The organism is Nocardiopsis mwathae, assembly GCF_014201195.1.
Classification (GTDB): Bacteria; Actinomycetota; Actinomycetes; order Streptosporangiales; family Streptosporangiaceae; genus Nocardiopsis_C; species Nocardiopsis_C mwathae.
The window spans coordinates 3,863,667-3,884,694 of sequence record NZ_JACHDS010000001.1; the positions used below are offsets into that span (position 1 = coordinate 3,863,667).

The 21,028-nt window shown below is 73.3% G+C and carries 21 protein-coding genes; 8 read left to right on the top strand and 13 right to left on the bottom strand.

Annotation, left to right across the window (positions count from 1 at the left end; all coding sequences use genetic code 11):
- The first annotated feature begins 303 nt into the window (after positions 1-303).
- Positions 304-915, top strand: a complete 612-nt coding sequence (locus HNR23_RS16710; protein ID WP_184080466.1) for a class I SAM-dependent methyltransferase — start codon at positions 304-306, stop codon at positions 913-915.
- A gap of 182 nt (positions 916-1,097) precedes the next feature.
- Here the strand turns inward: HNR23_RS16710 and HNR23_RS16715 are convergent, their stop codons facing one another.
- Entirely contained in the window at positions 1,098-2,630 is a 1,533-nt protein-coding gene (locus tag HNR23_RS16715; RefSeq protein WP_184076590.1) for a leucyl aminopeptidase, read from the bottom strand.
- A 53-nt stretch (positions 2,631-2,683) separates the two neighbouring features.
- The gene (locus tag HNR23_RS16720) at positions 2,684-2,851 is read right to left on the bottom strand and encodes a DUF3117 domain-containing protein (protein WP_184076592.1); all 168 of its coding nucleotides are present in this window, start codon (positions 2,849-2,851) and stop codon (positions 2,684-2,686) included.
- Between the two features lie 281 nt (positions 2,852-3,132).
- Between HNR23_RS16720 and HNR23_RS16725 the strand changes: the two genes are divergently transcribed.
- Positions 3,133-3,924 carry an enoyl-CoA hydratase-related protein gene (locus HNR23_RS16725; RefSeq protein ID WP_184076594.1) on the top strand — a complete coding sequence of 264 codons (792 nt, stop codon included), beginning with the start codon at positions 3,133-3,135 and terminating at the stop codon, positions 3,922-3,924.
- A gap of 106 nt (positions 3,925-4,030) precedes the next feature.
- Here HNR23_RS16725 and HNR23_RS16730 read toward each other — a convergent pair whose 3' ends face one another.
- The 4 genes from HNR23_RS16730 to HNR23_RS16745 all read right to left on the bottom strand — a co-directional run bounded on the left by HNR23_RS16730 (position 4,031) and on the right by HNR23_RS16745 (position 7,805).
- On the bottom strand, positions 4,031-5,683 hold the full coding sequence (locus HNR23_RS16730) for a serine/threonine-protein kinase (RefSeq protein WP_184076596.1): 1,653 nt from the start codon (positions 5,681-5,683) through the stop codon (positions 4,031-4,033).
- Positions 5,684-5,817: 134 nt separating this feature from the next.
- Positions 5,818-6,399, bottom strand: coding sequence for a flagellar basal body-associated FliL family protein (locus HNR23_RS16735; protein WP_184076598.1), 582 nt, complete (start codon positions 6,397-6,399; stop codon positions 5,818-5,820).
- A 213-nt stretch (positions 6,400-6,612) separates the two neighbouring features.
- The gene (locus HNR23_RS16740; RefSeq protein ID WP_184076600.1) at positions 6,613-7,179 is read right to left on the bottom strand and encodes a DNA-3-methyladenine glycosylase I; all 567 of its coding nucleotides are present in this window, start codon (positions 7,177-7,179) and stop codon (positions 6,613-6,615) included.
- 35 nt (positions 7,180-7,214) lie between these two features.
- Positions 7,215-7,805, bottom strand: coding sequence for a hypothetical protein (locus HNR23_RS16745; RefSeq protein WP_184076602.1), 591 nt, complete (start codon positions 7,803-7,805; stop codon positions 7,215-7,217).
- A gap of 83 nt (positions 7,806-7,888) precedes the next feature.
- On the opposite strand from HNR23_RS16745, the gene HNR23_RS16750 reads away from it, so the two are divergent.
- Entirely contained in the window at positions 7,889-8,230 is a 342-nt protein-coding gene (locus HNR23_RS16750) for a hypothetical protein (protein ID WP_343070593.1), read from the top strand.
- 58 nt (positions 8,231-8,288) lie between these two features.
- Here HNR23_RS16750 and HNR23_RS16755 read toward each other — a convergent pair whose 3' ends face one another.
- The 3 genes from HNR23_RS16755 to HNR23_RS16765 all read right to left on the bottom strand — a co-directional run bounded on the left by HNR23_RS16755 (position 8,289) and on the right by HNR23_RS16765 (position 11,290).
- Positions 8,289-9,065: an LOG family protein gene (locus tag HNR23_RS16755; RefSeq protein WP_184076604.1), complete on the bottom strand. Its 777-nt coding sequence runs from the start codon at positions 9,063-9,065 to the stop codon at positions 8,289-8,291.
- Between the two features lie 89 nt (positions 9,066-9,154).
- A complete protein-coding gene (gene dapE, locus HNR23_RS16760; RefSeq protein ID WP_184080470.1) occupies positions 9,155-10,270 on the bottom strand; it encodes a succinyl-diaminopimelate desuccinylase in 1,116 nt (371 codons plus the stop codon).
- Between the two features lie 183 nt (positions 10,271-10,453).
- Complete coding sequence (locus HNR23_RS16765) at positions 10,454-11,290, bottom strand: 2,3,4,5-tetrahydropyridine-2,6-dicarboxylate N-succinyltransferase (protein WP_184076606.1); 837 nt, start codon at positions 11,288-11,290, stop codon at positions 10,454-10,456.
- Between the two features lie 255 nt (positions 11,291-11,545).
- Between HNR23_RS16765 and HNR23_RS16770 the strand changes: the two genes are divergently transcribed.
- Positions 11,546-12,400, top strand: coding sequence for a hypothetical protein (locus tag HNR23_RS16770; RefSeq protein ID WP_184076608.1), 855 nt, complete (start codon positions 11,546-11,548; stop codon positions 12,398-12,400).
- Positions 12,401-12,463: 63 nt separating this feature from the next.
- Here HNR23_RS16770 and dapC read toward each other — a convergent pair whose 3' ends face one another.
- Together dapC and fdxA are read right to left on the bottom strand one after the other, a co-directional pair.
- The gene (dapC, locus tag HNR23_RS16775) at positions 12,464-13,582 is read right to left on the bottom strand and encodes a succinyldiaminopimelate transaminase (RefSeq protein WP_184076610.1); all 1,119 of its coding nucleotides are present in this window, start codon (positions 13,580-13,582) and stop codon (positions 12,464-12,466) included.
- A gap of 241 nt (positions 13,583-13,823) precedes the next feature.
- Positions 13,824-14,144 carry a ferredoxin gene (fdxA, locus tag HNR23_RS16780; RefSeq protein WP_184076612.1) on the bottom strand — a complete coding sequence of 107 codons (321 nt, stop codon included), beginning with the start codon at positions 14,142-14,144 and terminating at the stop codon, positions 13,824-13,826.
- Between the two features lie 174 nt (positions 14,145-14,318).
- On the opposite strand from fdxA, the gene HNR23_RS16785 reads away from it, so the two are divergent.
- The 3 genes from HNR23_RS16785 (at position 14,319) to HNR23_RS16795 (ending at position 17,201) form a co-directional block, all read left to right on the top strand.
- Complete coding sequence (locus HNR23_RS16785; protein WP_343070594.1) at positions 14,319-14,591, top strand: putative acetyltransferase; 273 nt, start codon at positions 14,319-14,321, stop codon at positions 14,589-14,591.
- 144 nt (positions 14,592-14,735) lie between these two features.
- Complete coding sequence (locus HNR23_RS16790) at positions 14,736-16,070, top strand: hypothetical protein (RefSeq protein WP_184076615.1); 1,335 nt, start codon at positions 14,736-14,738, stop codon at positions 16,068-16,070.
- Positions 16,071-16,223: 153 nt separating this feature from the next.
- Positions 16,224-17,201, top strand: coding sequence for a site-2 protease family protein (locus tag HNR23_RS16795; RefSeq protein WP_184076617.1), 978 nt, complete (start codon positions 16,224-16,226; stop codon positions 17,199-17,201).
- Between the two features lie 69 nt (positions 17,202-17,270).
- On the opposite strand, the gene HNR23_RS16800 is transcribed toward HNR23_RS16795, so the two are convergent.
- Positions 17,271-17,729, bottom strand: a complete 459-nt coding sequence (locus HNR23_RS16800) for a hypothetical protein (RefSeq protein ID WP_184076619.1) — start codon at positions 17,727-17,729, stop codon at positions 17,271-17,273.
- A gap of 89 nt (positions 17,730-17,818) precedes the next feature.
- Positions 17,819-18,679 (bottom strand): N-acetyl-1-D-myo-inositol-2-amino-2-deoxy-alpha-D-glucopyranoside deacetylase, encoded by an 861-nt coding sequence (mshB, locus tag HNR23_RS16805; RefSeq protein ID WP_184076621.1) that lies wholly within the window; start codon positions 18,677-18,679, stop codon positions 17,819-17,821.
- Positions 18,680-18,801: 122 nt separating this feature from the next.
- Here mshB and HNR23_RS16810 point away from each other — a divergent pair, with 122 nt between their 5' ends.
- Positions 18,802-20,967 carry a S9 family peptidase gene (locus HNR23_RS16810; RefSeq protein WP_184076623.1) on the top strand — a complete coding sequence of 722 codons (2,166 nt, stop codon included), beginning with the start codon at positions 18,802-18,804 and terminating at the stop codon, positions 20,965-20,967.
- Positions 20,968-21,028 lie beyond the last annotated feature (61 nt).

The following is a 21,028-nucleotide window of genomic DNA, read 5'->3' on the forward strand; positions in this document are numbered from 1 at the left end:
GATTGCAACGCCGCGCGGCGGCAATTAAGTTCCCTCGGCCCCGTACCGCTTGCGTACGGGCTAGTCTTTGCCCAGGAACATCGTCTCACCGTAATCACATGACGACACTGAGTGACGATCGCGGTGGTCGCGTTCCGCATTCCACACCGGAAACTCTCCTAGCCGGGCCGTGCCGCCCCGTCCCGACACGACTGAGCGCCCCCGCACCCTCCCCACCGCGGGGTCCGCCCGGCGAGCAGCCGTCATGTCCGTATCCATGCGCGGGAGGCCGCCATCGCCAGCCGAGACGACACACTCGCTTACATCGATTCCTACGTCACCGAGGACGACGCCCTGTCCTCGGCCCGCGAGGCCGGGAGCCGCACGGACGCGCGCCCGATCAGCGCCGCCGGCGGAGCCTGTCTGCGCTTCCTGGCCACCGCGATCGGCGCTCGCGCGGTCGTGGAAGTGGGCACGGGGTGCGGGAGCTCCGGGATCTGGCTGCTGCGCGGCATGCGGCCGGACGCCATTCTCACCACCGTGGACGTGGACCCCGAATACCAGGAGATGGCCCGGGCCGCCTTCCGGAGGGCCGGGTTCCCCGCCAACCGCGCCCGGCTGATCCAGGGGCGCGCCATGGACGTGCTGCCCCGGCTCACCGACGGCGCCTACGACATGGTCTTCGTCGACGCGGCCAAGGAGGAGTACCCGCGTTTCCTCACCGAGGCGCTGCGCCTGCTGCGGGTCGGCGGGATCGTGGTGTTCAACAACGGGCTGGAGGCGGCGCCCGTCCCCGACGGACCGCTGAGCGTGCCCGGGGCCCAGCGGTCCGTGCGCGAGGTCGGCCGCCTGATCAGGGAGGACGAGAGCCTGGTCCCGCTGCTGCTCCCGGTCGGCGAAGGCCTCCTCGCGGCGATCCGCGAGGAGGCCTCCTGAAGCGTGTCCGGTTCCGCGGCGACGGCGGCGTGTTCGGCGGGAGCTCTCCGGTCGGCGATCGGCCGTCCGGGGCGGCACCCGCGGGCCGCGCCCCGACGTCGATCCTCGGCCGGACGGGCGGAGCGGCGCAGCGAGCGCCGCTCGGGTGGCCGCGAGTGAGGATCCGACCGGCCGGACACGCGTTACGGCATGGCCGTCAGCCAGTGCAGCAGCAGCCGCGTGGAGAAGCCGGTGCCGCCCTTGGTGATGGGACCGTCGTCTCCGGTGGCACGGCCCGGCCCGGCGACGTCGAGGTGCGCCCACGGCAGGCCGCCGGAGAACTCCCGCAGGAACAGCGCCGCCTCCGTGGCACCGGGGTGGCCGTAGTCCTTGCTCGTGCCGATGTTGGCCAGGTCCGCCACGGTCGAGTCGAGCGTGTCGCGGTACTCCTCCACCAGCGGCATCCGCCACACCGGTTCCCCGGAGGTGCGGCCCGCGGCTTCGAGCGCCTCGGCCAGCGCGTCGTCGGAGCTGAACAGCGCGCCGGTCTGGGTTCCCAGCGCCACCTTCGCCGCCCCGGTCAGGGTGGCCACGTCGACGATGGTGTCGGGAGCCAGCCCCGCGACGGCGTAGGCCATGGCGTCGGCCATCACCAGCCGACCCTCGGCGTCGGTGTTGAGCACCTCGACGGTGCGCCCGTCGTAGGTGGTGATCACGTCGCCGGGACGCTGCGCCGAGCCCGAGACGGAGTTCTCCGCCAGCGGGATCAGGCCGGTGACGCGCACCCGCGCCCCCAGGTCCCCGAGGGCCGACAGCACGCCCAGCACGATCGCCGACCCGCTCATGTCGGTCTTCATGAGCACCATGTTGTCGGTCGGCTTGATCTGCAGACCGCCGGTGTCGAACGTGATGCCCTTACCGACGAGGACGACGTGCGAGGTCGGGTTCTCGGGCCGGTAGTCGAGCCTCACCAGCCGCGGCGGCCGGGCCGAGCCCTGCCCCACGGCGACGATCGCGCCGAAGCCCTCGCGCTCCAGCCGCTCCTCGTCCCACACCTCGACGTCCAGGCCGGCCTCGGCACCGATCTCCTCGGCGCGCCCGGCGAGCCACTCCGGGTCCTTCTCCAGCGAGGGCATGTTGATCAGGTCGCGGGCCAGAGCGGTGGCCCGGGCCAGCGCCGTGCCGCGCCGCACCGGCTCGGCGGCGGCGCCGTCATCCGCCACGAGGTCGATGGCACCGACGGGCCGCGGCCCCTTGTCGGCCGACTTCATGGTGAACGTGTAGGAGGCCAGCAGCGCCCCCTCGGTGAACGCGGACAGCGCGGCCGCGCGGCCGGACGCGTCATCGGCGCCGCTCCGGCCCTCCTGGACCAGGGACGGGGCCGCGACGGCGGCGCGCTCGCGCCCCTTGGCCAGGCGGGCCAGAGCGGCACCCGCCGTCCGGAGGTCGTCGGGCGAGGACGCGCCGACGCCGAGCAGGGCCAGCCGGACCAGCCCGCCGCCGAGGTCGGCCGCCAGGGAGGCCGTCTCACCGGGCTTCCCGGTGAGTTCGTAGTGCGCGATCAGGTCGGCCAGTGGGGCCGGAAGCCGCGCGTCGAACTCCTCCGGGGAGTGGCCCGTCCCGGCGGTGACCGCGACGGGGCCGTCGTCACCGGAGCGGACGGGTACCGCCACCACGTCGGCGGCGGAGTCGGCGAGGCCGCCCGGGACCGGGCGGATCTCCGTAGCGAAAGGCACGGGCGCTCACAATCTTGGCAAGAGGGCGGATAGGGGACGGCCGGGGCCGGTCGCTAGCCGACGGCGCCCTCCAGAGCGGACTTCAGGTCGCGGGCCTCATCCGGAGTGAGCTCGACGACGAGGCGGCCGCCGCCTTCGAGCGGGACCCGCATGATGATGCCGCGACCCTCCTTGGTGACCTCCATCGGACCATCACCGGTCCTCGGCTTCATCGCCGCCATGTGCGTATCCCCTTTCGTAAGGAAACTCTCGCGGGTGAATGGGCCACACCGTCGGAGGGGGCGCGCCTGCGGCGAGCCGGGTCCGCTCCATCGAGCCTCATCCGCGTGACTCAGGGAATGAATCACTGTTCCGTCATTATCTCAAGCTTTCGGACCTGAATGGGAACGATCGGACAGCCCCCGGGCCCTCGGCTGCTGAGAATCCGAACAGTAAGGTTATAGCCGCGGCGCCGGACCGTGGGCGCCGGGACCTTTCGGCCGACCGCACCAGGGAGATCCGCGTGCCCGAGTCAGACAGCGTTGTCTACGACCTCTCCGATGGCGTCGCGACGATCACGATCGACCGCCCCGACGCGATGAACTCGCTGACCACCGAGGCGAAGGACGGCCTGCTCGCCGCCGTCGAACGCGCCAGAACCGACTCCGGCGCCCGCGCCGTGCTGCTGACCGGCACCGGAAGGGCGTTCAGCGCAGGCCAGGACCTGCGCGAGCACGCCGACAGCCTGGGCGCCGGCAAGGGCCTCGACGAGACGGTCCGCAAGCACTACAACCCGATCGTCCTCGGACTCACCCGTATGCCCAAACCCGTCGTGGCCGCCGTCAACGGGGTGGCCGCCGGCGCCGGGGCGTCACTGGCCTTCGCCTGCGACCTGCGGGTGGCCTCGGAGAAGGCGTCGTTCCTGCTCGCCTTCGCCAACGTCGGGCTCGGCTCGGACTCGGGCGCCTCCTGGACGCTGCCCCGGCTGGTCGGCCACGCGCGCGCCATGGAGCTGCTGATGCTCGCCGAGCCCGTCAAGGCCCAGCGCGCCCTGGAGATCGGCCTGGTCAACAAGGTCGTCCCGGCCGAGGAACTCGACGCGGCCGCCCGCGAGCTCGCCGTACGGCTGGCCAACGGCCCCACGGTCGCCTACGCGGCGATCAAGGCCGAACTGACCTTCGGCTCCGGGCTGGACCTCGCCAACGCCCTGGAGATGGAGGCGAACCTGCAGGACCAGTGCGCCGAGACGAGCGACCACATGAACGCCACCCTGGCCTTCCTGAAGAAGGAGAAGCCCGCCTTCGAGGGCCGCTGACCCCCGCCCCCGTCCCCCTTCGGTCGGTCTCGGTGATGTGTGCCGCATCACGGCGATCATGCGGTGCGCGTCGCCCAGACCGGCGAGGGACACACGCGGGGGAAGGTCAGTAGGCGGTGCCGGCCGCGTTGAGCAGGCCGACGACCAGAAGGCCCGCGAGCACGGCCACCACGGCGACGCCGCCCAGGACACCGAGCAGCAGGCCGACGTTGACCCGCCGCGGCGGCACCGAGGGAACAGGGTGCCGCGGCCGCGGGGGCGCGCCGGGAGGCGGCAGCGGACCGTGGGGGCCCGGGTAGGGCACCGCGTGCGGACCGGTCGACGGCGGCATCGGCCCGCCCTGCACCGGGCGGCCGGGCGGACGGCCGCCGGAGGCGGAGGGGTGGCCGCCGGTCGGCACGGATGGGTGGGCAGGCGGCCGCGGGTGCGGTCCCGCGGGCGCACCGGGCCACACGGGCGCCCCGGGCCGCATCGGGACCTGTCCGCCGGTCCCCGGCGGCGGGTACGGACCGGACGGTGCGTAGTGACTCGGCGCGGCACGGCCGACGAAACCCGGCTGCGGCCCCGATGCCGGGCCCGGCCCCGGACGCGGCCCGGACGGCGGACCGCCCGGGGGCGCCATCGGCCCGGCATACGGCCCCGGGGCGCGGTGGGAGCCCGGGGGCGCGGCCGCCGGGGCGGCCTGCCCGCCGGCGCCGCTCCGAGGCGCCCTTTCCGAGCTCCGATCGCGCGTTCCGGGGTCGGAGACGTCGACCGGCAGCGGTCCCACTCCGGGGTGGGACCGGTGGACCTCGGCCGCCGCGCGCCGCTGCGCCTCGGGCCCGGCCGCGGTCACCACGCCCACGGCCAGCGTCTGCAGGGGGACCGCCGCAGTGGCGTCGGGGGCCGAGGCGGCGGCCTCCTCATCGTCCACCGCGGCACCGGCGGAGGTGCCGGGTGCCGCCCCCACCGACTCGATCCCGAGCAGCTCCATCAGCGTCTCGGCCGCCCCGGGGCGCACCGCGGGATCCTTGTCCAGGCAGCGTTCGGCGATGCCGCGCAGCGCCCCGCCCAGATCGCCCAGCTCGGCGGGTTCGTTGCAGACCCGGTGCAGGACCGCGCGTAGCGAGTCGTGGCCGAACGGCCCCGTGCCGTTGGCCGCGTACACGATGGTGGCGCCCCACGCGAACAGGTCGACCGCGGGGCCCAGGCGCCCGCCCGTGATCTGCTCGGGCGCCATGTAGGCGGGGGTTCCGGCGACGTTCTCGGTGAGGATGGCCGTCCCCTCCAGTACCCGGGCGATACCGAAGTCGATCACCCTGGGGCCGTCGGGACCCATCAGGACGTTGCCCGGCTTGAAGTCGCGGTGCACGATCCCCGCCCGGTGGATCGCGGCGATGGCGGTGAGCGTGCCGATGGCCAGCCGCTCCAGGGCGGCCCCGGACAGCGGGCCGTCGCGCCGCACGGTCGCCCGCAGCGACGACCCCTCGATGTACTCGCTGACGACGTAGGGCGGGTCGGCGTCCAGGTCGGCGTCGACCACCTGGGCCGTGCAGAACCGCGCGACCCGGCGCGCCAGGTCGACCTCCTCGGCCAGCTGTTCGCGCAGCCCGGCCACGTCCAGCGCGTCGGCGTGCAGCGTCTTCACCGCCACCGGCACCTCGTCGGGCCCCTGGCCGAGATAGACGACGCCCTGGCCGCCCCTGCCCAGCCGGCCGGTCAGCGCGTAGTCACCGATGCGCCGGGGATCCTCATCGGTGAGCAGGGCGACACCGCTCATCTTCCCTCCTCGGCCCCGCCGCGCCGACGCGCGGACCTCCGCCGTCACCCTAACAACGGCTCGTAGGTCCGACGGCGTGCGGGAGCGGGCCCCCGGCCGGCGGGAACGCGGGGCCGCGCGGCGAGCTGCGCCGACTAGCGGAGGGTCCCCCTGGAGGTCATCGCGGTGCCGTCGTGCGAGACGGCATTCCAGGTCGCTTCCAGCGTGCCGTTGATCTGCCCGGGGCGCAGCACCAGCTCGGACTCGTCGATGCAGCGCGAGTCGGGGTCGTAGGTCTCCACGTAGTCGAAGACGAGGCGGTCGCCGTCGCGGGTGGTCAGGGTGAGACTGCCCCGGCAGTTCAGCGTCGTCCACACCGCGACGCCCCGCTCGGCACCGGACTCCAGCTTGACCTGGGCATCCCAGTCGAGGATGTGGTCGCCGTCGGCGTTGCGCTGAATCATGGTCCCGGTCCACGTCCCGGCGTGCGAGTCGGGGACGCTGGTCTCGGTCGCGACCGGGGGTTCGGAGTCGCCGCGCAGCGCCCAGGCGGCCCCGCCGACGCCGCCCAGCAGCAGGACCGCGGCCGCGCCCAGGAACAGAGCGCTCCTGCGCCGCTTGCCGCTGTGCCGGCTGGACCTCGGCGGGGGCCACAGGGACATCTGCCGGATCGGCGACGCGCCGGTACCCGCGCCGGCACCGTCGGGGGCCGGCCGATCGGTCGGCGCGCTGCTCACCAGGGGTCCCCGGGCAGGCGCGCGGCGGTGCCGGTTGCGTTCGTCATCGCGTGAGATTCCTCCAGGGCGAACGGCTGCCGAAGAACCGCTCGCGTGTACAGCGACAGAGAATAGGGCACGCTGGCCCTCCGCAGGCAGGGATGCGCCGTGAGCGGAGGCCCGGGGCAGGGGTCCGAGCCCAGGTCAGAGGTGGGGCGAACGGGTTTATCCGACTCAGCGGAAGCAGTCGGCGAGGTGGTCGTCGACCACCCCGGTGGCCTGCATGGCCGCATAGGCGGTGGTGGGGCCGACGAACCGGAATCCGCGCTTCTTGAGGGATGCGGCCAGCGCCGCGCTCTCCGGGGTGGAGGCCGGAACGTCGGCCACGGTCGCGGGGGTCGGGTGGTCCTCGGGCGCGTGCCGCCACACCAGGTCGGCCAGGCCCTCCGGCAGCTCCAAGGCGGCCCGCGCGTTGCCGATGACGGCCTCGATCTTGGCTCGGCTCCGGATGATCCGCGCATCGCCGAGCAGCCGCTCGACGTCGCCGGGGCCGTACCCGGCGATAGCGGCGGGGTCGAAGTCGGCGAACACCTCCCGCAGCGCCGCGCGCTTGCGCAGCACGGTCAGCCAGGACAGCCCCGCCTGGAAGCCCTCCAGTGCCAGGCGCTCGAACATGCCCCGGTCATCGCGTACCGCGACACCCCACTCGGTGTCGTGGTAAGCGAGCAGGTCCGGGGTGGCCAGCGCCCAGTGGCAGCGGCGCAGCCCGTCGGCTCCGGGCCGGGCGGTCATGTCGGTCATCGGGTCGTCTCGTCGTTCGTGGCGGGCGGGATCGGTCAGCCGTGCCGCGCGGAGCGCGCGGCCGGGGCGTCACCGTCGGCGGGGTGGTCGGCGGGGTGGTCGGCGGGGTGGTCGGCGGGATCGGCGGCGGGGGGGCCGGCCGGCTCCGACGGCTCGGAGTGGGCGGACGGCTCGGGCAGGTCGGGCCGCTGCGTCCCCTCGGCCTCGCCGTAAGCCGACGCGGCGCCGCCCGCCGGCGCGGCACCCTCGGCCCGCGCGGCGGCGTCCGGGGCCGCGGCGTCGTCGGGGTCGATCCGCGGGTAGAGCAGGCGCGGGCCGGTGGAGGTTCCACTCTCACGTACCCGGCGTTCCAGCTCGGCGATGCGCGCGTCCCGCTCGTCGAGCGTCCCGGACAGACGCACCAGCAGCTCGTCGACCGCCCGCACGTGGTACCCCCACAGGGCCAGCGGCAGCGTGACCCCGCTCATGTCGGAGCCGGTCAGCGGCCGATCGGTGGGCAGGTCCAGTGGAGGGTGGTCGGCCTCGAAGCGGGCCAGTTCGCCGCCCTTCCCCATGACCACGTACGCCACACCGGCGAGGACGGCGAGCGCGGCCACGGCGGTCAGGATGAGGATGGTTGGATTCACGGCACCGATGGTGCCACACCTTCGACACCCCGAGGCGGGCACCCGGTTACCCGATCCTCCGGCGCGATGGCAGACTCTGGGGCGTGGGCGCGGATATCCCCTTCCAGGTCGTGGCCGTCGACGCGGTGGTCGACGGTGCTTTCGACGCAGGTCACCGCCCGAGTGCTCGCCGGGTCCGCGAGCTGGTGGCGGGCGGTCGCCCGGTCCTGGTGCGCTGCGCGACGGACCCCGCCGACGGCGGGACCGCCGCCCGGGACAGCGCGGCGGCGGCCGCCGAGGTCATCGCGCTCATCTCCGTCTACGCCCGGCTGGGCGTCCGGTACTTCGCCACCGACCGGCCACGCGACGCACGCCAGGCCCTGGACATGGTCGCGTCGATCGAGGGAACCCGACCGCCCGCCGTCGCCCGTCGCGGCCTGGCCTGATACGGCGCGGTCCCGGCGGTCGCACCGCTCCCGGCGGGCACGGCTCCGGCGGGCACGGCTAGGTGCCGTTCTCCGTCTCGGCCTCCGCGTCCTTGCGGGCCAGGTTCACGTGGGCGTCGCGGATGATGGAGACGACGTCGTCGGGGTCGTCGGTGAGGTACATGATGTCGGGGTCGCCGGGCGAGATCAGCCCCTCCTCCAGCAGGTTCTTGCGGATCCAGTCGCGCAGTCCGCCCCAGAACGCGGTACCGACGAGCACCACGGGGAACCGCGTCACCTTGCCCGTCTGGACCAGGGTGATCGCCTCGAAGAGCTCGTCGAGGGTGCCGAACCCGCCCGGCATCACCACGAACGCCTGCGAGTACTTCACGAACATGGTCTTGCGCACGAAGAAGTACCGGAACGTCACGCCGATGTCGATGTACTCGTTGAGCGACTGCTCGAACGGCAGCTCGATACCGAGCCCGATCGAGGTGCCCCCGGCCTTCTGGGCGCCCTTGTTGGCGGCCTCCATCATGCCGGGCCCGCCCCCGGTGATGACCGTGTACCCGGCCCCGGCGAGCTTGGCGCCGACCGTCTCCCCCAGCGTGTAGTGCGGGCTGTCCGGCCGCGTGCGCGCCGACCCGAACACACTCACCGCCTGGCCGACCTCCGACAGCAGGCCGAAACCCTCGACGAACTCCGACTGGATGCGCATGACGCGCCACGGATCGGTGTGCACCCACTCGGCCGGCCCGCGGCGGTCCAGCAGGCGCTGGTCGGTCGTGGTCTCTGGGATGGCTTCACCGTGGAAGGTCAGCGGACCCGCCCGGCGGATTTTCCGTGATTCCGTCATGTCGCAAAACTATCCGGATCTTGGGCACGCCCGCTGAATCCCAGGTCACCTCATGTCGTCGGGTCGGACAACGATCGCGTCGGCGCCGGTCAGGCGGCGCCCGCCTCCCCGGCACCGGACTCCACGACGGCGCTGTCCTGCGGCTCGGCCCCGGTGAGCCAGCCGACCATGCGGCGCTCCGCGTCGACGATGGCGTCGAGGACCACGAACTCGTCCTTGGTGTGGGCGAGGGTCGGGTCGCCCGGGCCGTAGTTGACCGCGGGGATGCCCAGCTCCGACATCCGCGCCACGTCGGTCCAGCCCAGCTTGGCGCGGGCCTGACCGCTGCCGACCGTGCGGACGAACGCGGCCGCGGCCGGGTGGTCGAGCCCGGGGCGCGCCGACGGCGCGGCGTCGGTGACGCGCACGTCGAACTCGGCGAACACCTCGCGCAAGTGCGCCTCGGCGTCCTGCACGCTCAGGTCCGGGGCGAACCGGTAGTTGACCGAGACGACGCACTCGTCGGGGATGACGTTGCCCGCGACGCCGCCGGAGACGAACACGGCGTTGAGGCCTTCGTGGAAGCGGAGTCCCTCGACCTCCGGGCGGCGCGGCGCGTAGGCGCGCAGGATGTCGATGATCCGCCCGGCCTCGTGGATGGCGTTGTGCCCCATCCAGGAGCGGGCGCTGTGCGAGCGCTTGCCCCTGGCGGTGACCTCGACGCGCATGGTCCCCTGGCAGCCGCCCTCGATATAGCCGCCGGTGGGCTCCATCAGCACGGCGAAGTCGCCGTCCAGCCACTCGGGGTGCTGGGCGGCGAGCCGGCGCAGACCGTTGCGCTCGGCCTCGATCTCCTCGCAGTCGTAGAAGACGTAGGTGACGTCGTGCACCGGCTCGGGTACCGCGGCCGCCAGCTTGAGCTGGACCGCCACCCCGCTTTTCATGTCGCTGGTCCCGCAGCCGTACAGCCGGTCGCCGTCGACATGCGAGGGCACATTGCCCACGATGGGGACGGTGTCGATGTGGCCGGCGATCACGACACGCTGCTCCCGGCCCAGCTCGGTGCGGGCCACGACGGCGTCGCCGTCCCGGTACACGGTCAGATGCGGCAGGGCGGTGAGCGCCTGCTCGATCGCGTCGGCGAGGGCGCGTTCGCCGCCGCTGACCGACTCGATGTCGACGATGCGGGCGGTGAGGGTCCGGACGTCCGAGGTGAGATCCAGCATGTCGGGCACGCTTTCGTGGTCGGGGCCGATGGGGCCTCCCCGGCATCCTTGCCGTCGATCTCGGGAGAACGGTCGGAGTTCTCGCCGGATCTCCGACCGTTCTCCCGAGATCGACGGAAGGACCGGGGGCACGGCGGGCCGGGTGGCCGCGGCCCTGCGGGTCGCGGCCACCCGTGCCGTTCTTCAGGCGTTGACGCCGTGCTCGCGGAGCATGTCGTTGAGGGCGAGCTTGTCGTGCTCCTGGCCCTCCTCCAGGCGCTTGAGCACGAGCAGGACCGGCATGCCGAAGTCGCCGCCGGGGAAGCTCTTCACCCGGTTGGCGGTGACGCACACCGACCAGGCCGGGGCCTCGCCGCGCGCCAGCTCCTCGCCCGACTCGGCGTCGAAGACGCGGGTCGAGGAGGTCAGGATGGTGCCGGCGCCGAGCTTGGCGCCGCGGCGGACCCGCGCACCCTCGACGACCATGGTGCGCGAGCCGAGGAAGGCGTCGTCCTCGATGACGACCGGGGCGGCCTGCGGCGGCTCCAGCACGCCGCCCACACCCACACCCCCGGACAGGTGCACGTTCTTGCCGACCTGGGCGCAGGAGCCCACGGTGGCCCACGTGTCGACCATGGTCCCGGAGCCGACCCAAGCGCCGATGTTGGTGAAGGACGGCATCAGCACGACACCGGGGGCCAGGTAGGCGCCCCAGCGGGCGATGGCGCCGGGGACGACGCGGACGCCGTCGAAGCGGGTCTTGAGCGGAATGCGGTCGTGGTGGTAGAAGTCGCCGACCTTCGACTCCTCCATGCCGAGGACCCGGAAGCCCAGCAGGATCGAGCGCTTGGCGCGCTCGTCCACGACGACCTCGTCGGTCGCCTCGTCCACGAACGCGACCCGGGCCCCGCCGGCGTCGATGTCGTCGATGGCGCCCACGATGATGTCGCGGGCTTCCTTGTGGTCAGGGGTCAGCTCGGTGCGGCGCTCCCACAGGTCGTCGATCTCCTGGGGCAGCGGACTGATGAACGCGGTGGTCATGGCCCCCGAGCCTACTGCGTCCGCGCGCGGGAGAACCAACCCGAACCGGTGCGCCGGCACCGGTGTCGCCGCAGCGGCGCGCGCCGGTGGAGGAGCGCCGCCACCGGCACGCTCTACTATTCGGGGAGTACGCCACTGTCCCGGTCGTGCGGTCCCCCGGCCCCGTGGCCTGTACCCGGGCGCATCGATCCCTGTCAGCCAGGCCGCTCCGGCGCCCCGCCGGGCGCGGCCGCCGATGAGCAAAACGGTCTGCCTGTGCCTCGAAAACAGCGAAGAATCTCCGCCTTCTTCAAGATCATGGCCGTGCTAACCGTCACCTGCGGCCTGCTGGTCGCGGGCGGTTACTACGCCATCACCTCGCTCCAGCCGCTCCAGGTCGCCGAGCCGGAGCCGACGGAGAGCTGCACGGTCACCGCCCGCGGAGACACCGACAGCCTCGACGTGGACCAGGCGGCCAACGCCGCCACGGTCAACGGCGTGGCGTTCGCCATGGACATGCCCGAGGACGCGGTCGTCATCGCCTATGCGACGGTCTGGCAGGAGTCGAAGTTCTTCAACATCGACTACGGGGACCGCGATTCGCTCGGCCTCTTCCAGCAGCGCCCCTCCCAGGAGTGGGGCGAGCCCGAGCAGATCATGGACCAGGTGTACTCCACCCGGGCGTTCTACCAGGGGCTGCGGGAGGTCCCCGGCTACCGGGAGATGCCGGTCTACGAAGCGGCGCAGGCGGTGCAGCGCAGCGCCGACGGGTTCGCCTACGACCAGCATGAGGGTCTGTCCCGAGTGATGGCCGCCGCGTTCAACGGCTCCGAGGGGCCCGCGGTGAGCTGCTGGTTCGACCCGCAGAGCAGCGCGGCGAGTGATGTCGAGGGGGCGGAGAAGGAACTGGAGCGGGTGTTCGGTGCCGCACCGGGCGACCTTCCCATCACCGACGGCCCGCGCACCGGCGACATCGGCTGGTCGATGGCGGTGTGGGCGGTGTCCCACGCCCGCGACTACGGCCTGACATCGGTCACCTACGGCGACCAGCGCTGGACGGCCGCCACCGGCGACGAGGGCTGGTCCACCGTCCCCGACGGCGCGGTCCGCGACACGCTGGTCCTGAAGTAGGCGTCCGGCTCCCCCGCCGACGCGGCCGCCGAGCAGGCCGCGCCCCCACGGCCCCCGACCTCCTCAGCCCGCCAGAGCCTCCAGGCGCTTGGCGCCGGCCTCGACGCGTTCGTCGGTCGCGGTGAACGCGACACGGATGTGGCGGTCGCCGGCGGGGCCGTAGAAGTCGCCGGGGGCGACCAGGATGCCCTGTTCGGCCAGGGCCGCCACCGAGCCCCAGGCGTCGTGGCCGGGGTGGGACGCCCACAGGTACAGGCCCGCCTCGGAGTGGGTCACGGCCCACCCTGCGGACTCCAGTGCGGCGCGCAGCCGGGCGCGGCGGGCGCGGTAGCGCTCCTTCTGCTCCTCGGCGTGGGCGTCGTCGTCGAGGGCGGCGGACATGGCCGCCTGGACCGGCGCGGGGACGATCATTCCGGCGTGCTTGCGCACCTCCAGCAGCTCGCCGACCAGGGCGGGGTCCCCGGCGAGGAACGCGGCGCGGTACCCGGCGAGGTTGGAGCGCTTGGACAGGGAGTGCACGGCCACCAGGCCCTCGTGCGAGCCGCCGCACACATCGGGGTGCAGGACCGAGACGGGGCGGGTGCCGTCCCAGCCGAGGTCCAGGTAGCACTCGTCGGAGGCGACGATGGCGTCGCGCTCGCGCGCCCACTCCACGACCTTGCGCAGGTGGTCGACGCCCAGGACGCGGCCGGTGGGGTTGGCCGGGGAGTTGATCCACACCAGCCGGACACGGGCGGGGCCCAGCGCGGTGAGGCCGTCGGAGGCCACCGGTGTGGCCTCGGCGATGCGGATGCCGACGTCATAGGTCGGGTAGGCGAGCTCGGGGTAGACCACGGTGTCGCCCCGGCCCAGGCCGAGCAGCGTCGGCAGCCATGCCACCAGCTCCTTGGAGCCGACGAGGGGCAGCGTGGCGGCGGGCTCGACGGTGACCCCGTGGCGGCGGTGCAGCCAGCCGGCGATGGACGCGCGCAGTACCGCCGTACCGTGCGTCATCGGGTAGCCGGGGGCGTCGGCGGCGTCGGCCAGGGCGGCCCGCACCTTCTCCGGGACCGGGTCGACCGGCGTCCCCACGGAGAAGTCGACGATGCCGCCGGGATGCGCGGCGGCGGTCTCCTTGTAGGCGGTCAGCCGGTCCCACGGGAAGGTCGGCAGCCGGTCGGCCACGCGTCGTCGGTCGGCCATGTCGTCGTGGTTCCCCCTTGTTCCGCTCGCCCGGTCGGGCGCCGCGGCCCCCGGCCGCTGTTTCACCATCACACCTGGACGCACCGCAACGGCGCACCGGAACCGCCGCCCCATCCGGCGTGCGCGGATGGCGCGGCGGTCGCGCGCCGTCCGTGCGGGTGCGCCCACCGCCCGCGCCGAGCGGGACCGGGACCACCGCGGTGCCGCGGCTCGGTTCCGTTCCGGCCGTCGTGGTCGCGCCCTACTCCGCCTGCGGCGGCAGCTCGGCCACCACCGGGTGGTCCTTGTCGATCTGCCCCACCTTGGAGGCGCCGCCCGGGGAGCCGAGGTCGTCGAAGAACTCCACGTTGGCCTTGTAGAAGCCGGACCACTGGTCGGGGAGGTCGTCCTCGTAGTAGATGGCCTCCACAGGGCACACCGGCTCGCACGCGCCGCAGTCGACGCACTCGTCCGGGTGGATGTAGAGCATGCGCTTGCCCTCGTAGATGCAGTCGACGGGGCATTCCTCGATGCACGCCTTGTCGAGCACATCGACGCAGGGCTGCGCGATGACGTAGGTCACGTCTTACTCCTCCTCGGTCTTCGCCACGTTGACCGCGTATCAGGTGCCTTCGCTGTCGTAGCCTGGGCGGTGCCGGGGCTCCGGCACGCGGATCCGCCCGGCGTCCGGCACACGATTCGCAGCTTCCAGTATTGCGCTCATCGCGCTCTCATGCGCACTTGGGGGGTCGATCACGTGGGTTTCGTCTCGCGGTTCACGGCCGAGGTGACGCCCGAGGACGTCGGTCGCCGTGCCACTCTGCGCATCCAGCTGCCCGACGGCCGCTTCCGGGATATCGTCGGTGTCCTGGAATCCTGGCAGAACGGGCTGATCAGCGTCCGACGGCGAGACGGTACTGTGACTGAGGTCATAGCCGACGACGTGGTCGGAAGCAGGATCGTCCCGCAGCAGCCGCCCCCGCGCCGGGGCGGACCGGGCCCCGCTGCGCCCGGCGGCACCGGCGGGTGACCGGACGGCCGCGGGGTGTGTAGGGGGATTCCCCGTGGAGAAGAAGTACGTCGGAGAGCAGAGGGTCACGGGAAAGCGAGAGGGACGGCCGACCGCACAGGCCAGGGCGGCCACCTGTGATGGGGAAGGTGGTGCAAGCGCGCCATGCAGGAGACGGTCGCGTCCGCCCTCGCTCAGCTGGCACGCCTGGACGCCCGGGCGGCCCAGGTGGCGGGCAGCGCCCTGGCCACCGTCACCGCCGGGCAGAAGCTGGAGACGCTGACCCAGCGGGCGGTGCAGGAGTTCTGCTGGTTCGCCCTCCCGGTGCGGTTCTGCGCCGATGCGGTCGAGCGCGTCTTCGTCTCCCAGTCGCTGGGCGACCTCTTCTCCCTCCTCGGCTTGGACCGCTACGCCGAGATCTGCACGTCCGACCAGACCCGGGAGATCCTGGACGCCTACGGGGTCAGTCGCGACAGCGGCCTGTCGGCCTACCGGCGCGCGATGCGCGGCTCCGGGGTCCAGCCGCCCGATCTGCCCGATCTGACCTGGGGCACGACCCTGGGCAGTGCCGAGATCGAGGCCTACGAGGCCACCTCCGCCGCCCTGGAACTGGCCATCTCGCTGCGCGAGATCCGCCCGGGGAGCCGCGGCTGGCGCTCGGCCCAGGAGCAGTTCGCCCGCACGTTCCTGGCCCAGCCCGACGACCAGGGCCGCAGCCGCCTGGACCGGATCCGCGAGGAGCGGGTCCGCAACTGGCTCAGCTCCCCCTCCCAGCCGCACCGGCACCGCTTCTGGCCGCTGCTCGGCCAGCTCATCAACGGCGCGGAGCCGCCCTACGACGCCGCGGCGGCGCTGGCGCCGCTGCAGCGCCTGCTCGACTACGCCGACGACGGCATCAGCATGACCCAGATCGGCTACATCTCGCCGACCGTGGTCCGCGAGCTGTGCGCCGAGTTCGGGTGGTCCACCTCTCCATCGCCGCCGCGCAGCGAGACCGACGTCATGCAGCTCCTCGCGCTGAACAAGCTGCTGCGGCGGATGCGCGCGGTGCGCCGTTCGGGGCGGCGGCTGGTGCTGACCCGGCGCGGCCGCCGACTGCACGACGACACCGCCGCCCTGTGGCGGGCGGCCGCCGAGGCCGTCCTCGACACCGACGGGCTCGGGCAGGCCACCACCGAGACCCTGTTCGGGCTGCTGCTGGCCCGCTCCCCGCGGTCCACCGGCAGCCATGCGCGCGCCGACGACCTCGACCTCGCCGAGGAGATCCGCGAGACGCTGGCGGACTCCGGGTGGGGCGGGGAGAAGCCGGCCAAGCTCCCCGAGAGCCACCAGGTGCACTCGCTGGTGATCACGACCACCTGGCTGCTGGAGACCCTGGGTTTCGTCGACGGCCGCACGACCGGGGGCGAGTCCGCCGACCGCCGGCTCACCCCGTCGGGGCGGGCGTTCGCGCTGACCGCGATGCACCTCGCCGCGACCGTGCCCTACGCGACGGTATGAGCGCTCCGGTTCCGGTGGAGCCCGCGGCGGCGGACATGGCGTGACCCGGTGCGGGACCGCTGCCGACCCCTCATAGCCTGGAGGGCGGGTCCGGGACGTTTCCCCCCGCGCCGGAACCGCCGACCAGCACACCGACCGATCAGTGGGAGCAGCATGTCCACGCCCGAGCCGACCGACGACACCGGCGCCGACCCGTCGGCGGACACGGCGACCCTCGCCACGGACACGGCCGCCGAACCGGCCGGGCGGACGGCGGGGGATGCCGCCGCCGGAGACACGGCCGAAGCCGAAGACACGGCCGAAGCCGGAGACACGGCCGAGGACACCGCGGCGGCGAGCACCGGCGGGGCGGACCGGTCGGCCTTCCTGCCCAGCCCCCTGTTCGTCCTCCTCCTGGGCGTCACCGCACTGGCCGGGTACTTCTCCTGGACCCGCGCCGAGGTCGACTGGACCGGCGACGCGTCCACCGTCTACCTGCCGTTCGTGTTCATCCTGGGCGGCTGGATCATCTCGCTGGCGGTCCACGAGTACGCCCACGCCCTGGTCGCCTACCTCTACGGCGACCGGTCCCTGCGGGGCAGCGCCTACCTGCGGCTCAACCCGTTCCGGTACCGGCACCTGTTCGCCGGGCTGCTCATGCCGGTGGTGTTCCTCCTCCTCGGCCCGCTGGGGCTGACCGGCCCCGCCCTGCAGGTGGACCGGTCGGCCGTGCCGAGCCGGCTGGAGCGCACGGTCATCGCACTGTCGGGCATCATCGCCAGCCTGCTGCTCGCGGTCGGCTTCGCCGCGGCCGTGTGGCTGCTCGTCCCGTCGCACATGGTCACCGACAACTGGATGATCGGCGGCCTGATGTTCCTGTGCTACCTGAACGCCACCGCCGCGCTGGTGAATCTGCTGCCGGTCCCGGGTACCGACGGCTTCGACGCCATCGCCCCCTACCTGCCCGAGCCCATCGCCCGCCAGGGTCGCGACGCCGGGCTGTTCGGCGTCATCGCGATCTTCGCGGTGCTGTGGTTCCCGCCGGTGAACGCGGCCTTCATCAACTTCATGTTCGGCCTGTTCGATCTGGTGGGCATGCCGCAGCTGGACATCGGCTTCGGTGAGCTGTTGGTCCAGTTCTGGGTGTCCTGATCCCGAGCCCCGAGAACCCCGGATCGGCTCCGCCGGGCGCGCCGCGCGGGTGCGCCCGGCCCGCTTCCGTCAGGAGCGGGCCGGTGTGAGCACGACCGCGAGCGCGAGAGCGGCCAGGCCGCCGTACAGGTAGACGAAGTCGACGGCGGTGGCGGTGAGCACGATGGAGCCACCGGTGGTGTGGACCAGATAGGCGAACGCGGCCAGGGTCCAGCCGACCGCGGGCATCACCGCGCCCAGCCGCGAGCCCATGGCCCACCCGGCGACCCGGCCTCCGGTGTAGAGCAGAACCAGGGCGAGCCCGGCCGCGACCGCCGCCGCGACGCGCGCGCCGGTCCCCGCCGCCCACAACCACGACAGCCAGCCGGCCGCCAGCCCGCCGACCAGGCCCACGGCGAAGCCCAGCACCAGCAGGGCGGTGTAGGCGAGGAACGACACGGCCACGGCACCGCGGTGGCCGCGGCCGGGTCCGGGCGACTGCGCGAGCACGTCGGGCGACTCCGAGTCCGGCGATAGCGAAACAGACACGTCAGCAGCCTATGGGAACGTTCCCGCACCCCCGCGCACCTCGCCGGGTGTCCCGCTGCTCGCGCCGCCCGCGGGAGTGGGGGGAGGGGTCAGGCGAAGAGGTCGGTCTCCAGGCCGTCGGCCCCGGGCTTGGGTGTCGGGCCGCGGAGCAGGGTGAAGTACTCCACCGCATCGATCTCCTGGGCCACGTCGTTGGACAGCGCGAAACGCTCGCCGTCGACGGTGATCTGGGTGGCGTGCGCGCGCATGGCCAGGGCCTTGGCCGCCCAGTAGCGGGTGGCGTCGATGCGGGTGGTGACCAGGCGGTCGGGGGTGCCGGGCGCGATGTCGGCGGTGGAGGCCGGAGCGGTGAAGGGGCCGGGGTCGTGCCGCAGCCGCTCGACCCGCTCCTCCAGCACCGACTGGGGCTGGGCGATGGCGTACAGCTTGCGCACCTGCCAGGGCGTGCCCGGGACGGAGCGGTCGACGGCCTTGGTGAAGGCGCGCACGGCGACGCGGTGCGCCTGGATGTGGTCGGGGTGCCCGTAGCCGCCGTTGCCGTCGTAGCTGACCATGACGTGCGGCCGCACCTCGCGGATGATGTCGACGAGGCGCTGCGCGGCCTCCTCGACGTCGGCCCGCCAGAAGCAGTCGGGACGGTCGTTGGACGGGGCGCCCATCATCCCGGAGTCCGTGTAGCGCCCGGGGCCGCCGAGGAAGCGGTGGTCGCGCACGCCCAGCGCCACGCAGGCCTTGTCCAACTCGCCGATGCGGTACTGGCCCAGGCCGCCCTCGCGGTCGGCGGTGAGGTGCGCCAGCTCGTCGGGGATGACCTCGCCCTCCTCACCGAGGGTGCAGGTCACCAGGGTCACGTCGGCGCCCTCGGCCGCGTACTTGGCCATGGTGGCTCCGGTGACGATGCTCTCGTCATCAGGATGGGCATGTACCAGCAGCAATCGACGGTCCGTCATGCAATGGGACGATACCGGGAAAACGCCGCCGACGCGCTCATTCGGGCCCCGAGCCGCCGGGTGGCGGCGCCGCTCCCGCGCCCGCGCGGTCTCCGGCGACGGCTATGCGGAACAATCGACGCATGAGCTTTCCTCGGCAACAGGCCCGGACCCAGCACTTCAGCCTGGGGGTCCCACGGGCATTCCAGATCTCACCGGACGGCCGACGCGCGGCGTTCCTCCGCGGCAGGCACGGCACCGACACCGCCACCTGCCTGTGGATGCTGGAGCTGGAGAGCGGGCGGGAGTGGGTGGTCGCCGACCCGCGCGCGATGGGCGCCGTCGACGAGGACCTGCCGCCCGAGGAGCGGGCCCGGCGGGAGCGGCTGCGGGAGACCCGGGGCGGGGTCGTGTCCTTCACGGTCGACGACTCCTTCACCCGCGCGGTGTTCACGCTGTCCGGGCGCCTCTTCTACGCGGACCTGGTGGGTGACGACTGCGAGCCGCGGGAGCTGCCGGCCTCCGACTCGGTGGTCGCGCCGGTGATCTGCCCCCGCGGCGACCGGATCGCCTATGTCAGCTCCGGCGCCGTCCGCGTCATCGACATCAACAGCGGCAAGGACCGTGCGCTCGTCGAGCCCGACGGGCCGAACGTCACCTGGGGCCTGGCCGAGTTCATCGCGGCCGAGGAGATGGGCCGCTACCGCGGCATGTGGTGGTCGCCGGACGGGTCGGCGCTGCTGGCGGCACGGGTCGACGACTCCCCCGTCACCCGGTGGAACATCGCCGACCCCGCCAACCCCGAGGACGACCCGCAGGTCATCGCCTACCCGCCGGCGGGGTCGGACAACGCCGAGGTGCGTCTGGCCGTGTTCGACGCCGCGGACGGCGGCGCGCCGCGGTGGGTGGAGTGGGACCGCGGGGCGCTTCCCTACCTGGTGCGCGCCGGGTGGACCACCGGCCCCGACGGGAACGCGACCGTGGTGTTCAGCGCGCAGAGCCGCGACCAGCGCACCCTGACCCTGTTCAGCGCCGACCCCGCCACCGGGCTCGCCTTCGAGCTGCGCGGCGACGGCGACGAGGTGTGGGTGGAGATCATGCCGGGGGTCCCGGACTTCACCAAGGACGGCGAGCTGGTGTGGATCGGGCGGGAGCGCGGGGAGGATCAGCGCCGCCTGTACGTGGGCGACCGCGCGGTCGGCCCCGAGGGCGTCTACCTGCGCTCGGTCCTCGACGTCGACGGGCGGCGCGTGCTGTGCTCGGCGTCCCCGCCGGACCGCCCGGAGGAGGTCGGCCTGTGGCTGGTCGACCTCCGGGAAGGCGGGGCCGCGCCCGTGGAGTTCCCCGGTGCCGGGAGCGGCGGGGTGCACAGCGGCACACTGCGCGGCGACACCCTGGTGCTGCAGCGCCGCGACCTGGATTCCGACGGGGTGCGCACGGTCGTCGTCCGCAACGCCTCCACGGTGACCCGCCAGGAGGTCACGACGGTGGAGAGCCTGGCCGAGCGGCCCGAGCTGCCGACACCGGACGTGCGGCTGCGGAAGGCCGCCGGGCGGATCCCCACCGCCCTGGTGCTGCCGTCCTGGTATGAGGAGGGGTCCGGGCAGCGGCTGCCGGTGCTGATGGACCCCTACGGCGGCCCGCACGCTCAGCGCGTCCTGGGCGCCCGGTCGGCCTACCTGACCTCGCGGTGGTTCGCCGAGCAGGGCTTCGCGGTGCTGATCGCCGACGGCCGCGGGACACCGGGTATCAGCGTCCCCTGGGAGCAGGCCGTCCACGGCGACCTTGCGACTCCGGTGCTGGAGGACCAGGTGGCGGCGCTGCACGACGCGGCGGAGCACTACGGCTGCCTCGACCTGGAGCGGGTGGCGATCCGGGGCTGGTCGTTCGGCGGCTACCTGGCGGCGCTGGCCGTGCTGCGGCGCCCCGACGTGTTCCACGCGGCCGTGGCCGGGGCGCCGGTGATCGACTGGCGCCTGTACGACACCCACTACACCGAGCGCTACCTGGGTACTCCCGAAGGCTGGGAGGAGGCCTATGCGCGCAGCTCGCTGCTGGACGACGCCGCGGGGCTGAGCCGCCCGCTGATGCTGATCCACGGCTTGGCCGACGACAACGTGGTATTCGCGCACACGCAGCGGCTGTCCACGGCGCTGCTGGCGGCGGGGCGGCCGCACACGGTGCTGCCGCTGTCGGGCATCACGCACATGCCCTCCGAGGAGGCCACCGCGGAGAACCTGCTGCTGCTCCAGATCGACTTCATCAGGGGCGCACTGGGGCTCGGCGGGGACCGCGACCGGGAACGGTAGTCGAGCCGCCGCCGTGGCACCGGCGGAGGAGAGACCGGGGGCGTCGGTGACGGCGCCCCTC

Coding starts and splice junctions, on each gene's coding strand:
- HNR23_RS16790 (WP_184076615.1), top strand. CDS start 14,736: ATGCAGGAGACGGTCGCGTCCGCCCTCGCTCAGCTGGCACGCCTGGAC.
- HNR23_RS16720 (WP_184076592.1), bottom strand. CDS start 2,851: ATGGCGGCGATGAAGCCGAGGACCGGTGATGGTCCGATGGAGGTCACC.
- HNR23_RS16755 (WP_184076604.1), bottom strand. CDS start 9,065: ATGACGGAATCACGGAAAATCCGCCGGGCGGGTCCGCTGACCTTCCAC.
- HNR23_RS16765 (WP_184076606.1), bottom strand. CDS start 11,290: ATGACCACCGCGTTCATCAGTCCGCTGCCCCAGGAGATCGACGACCTG.
- HNR23_RS16740 (WP_184076600.1), bottom strand. CDS start 7,179: ATGACCGACATGACCGCCCGGCCCGGAGCCGACGGGCTGCGCCGCTGC.
- dapE (WP_184080470.1), bottom strand. CDS start 10,270: ATGCTGGATCTCACCTCGGACGTCCGGACCCTCACCGCCCGCATCGTC.
- mshB (WP_184076621.1), bottom strand. CDS start 18,679: ATGACGGACCGTCGATTGCTGCTGGTACATGCCCATCCTGATGACGAG.
- HNR23_RS16810 (WP_184076623.1), top strand. CDS start 18,802: ATGAGCTTTCCTCGGCAACAGGCCCGGACCCAGCACTTCAGCCTGGGG.
- HNR23_RS16730 (WP_184076596.1), bottom strand. CDS start 5,683: ATGAGCGGTGTCGCCCTGCTCACCGATGAGGATCCCCGGCGCATCGGT.
- dapC (WP_184076610.1), bottom strand. CDS start 13,582: ATGGCCGACCGACGACGCGTGGCCGACCGGCTGCCGACCTTCCCGTGG.
- HNR23_RS16795 (WP_184076617.1), top strand. CDS start 16,224: ATGTCCACGCCCGAGCCGACCGACGACACCGGCGCCGACCCGTCGGCG.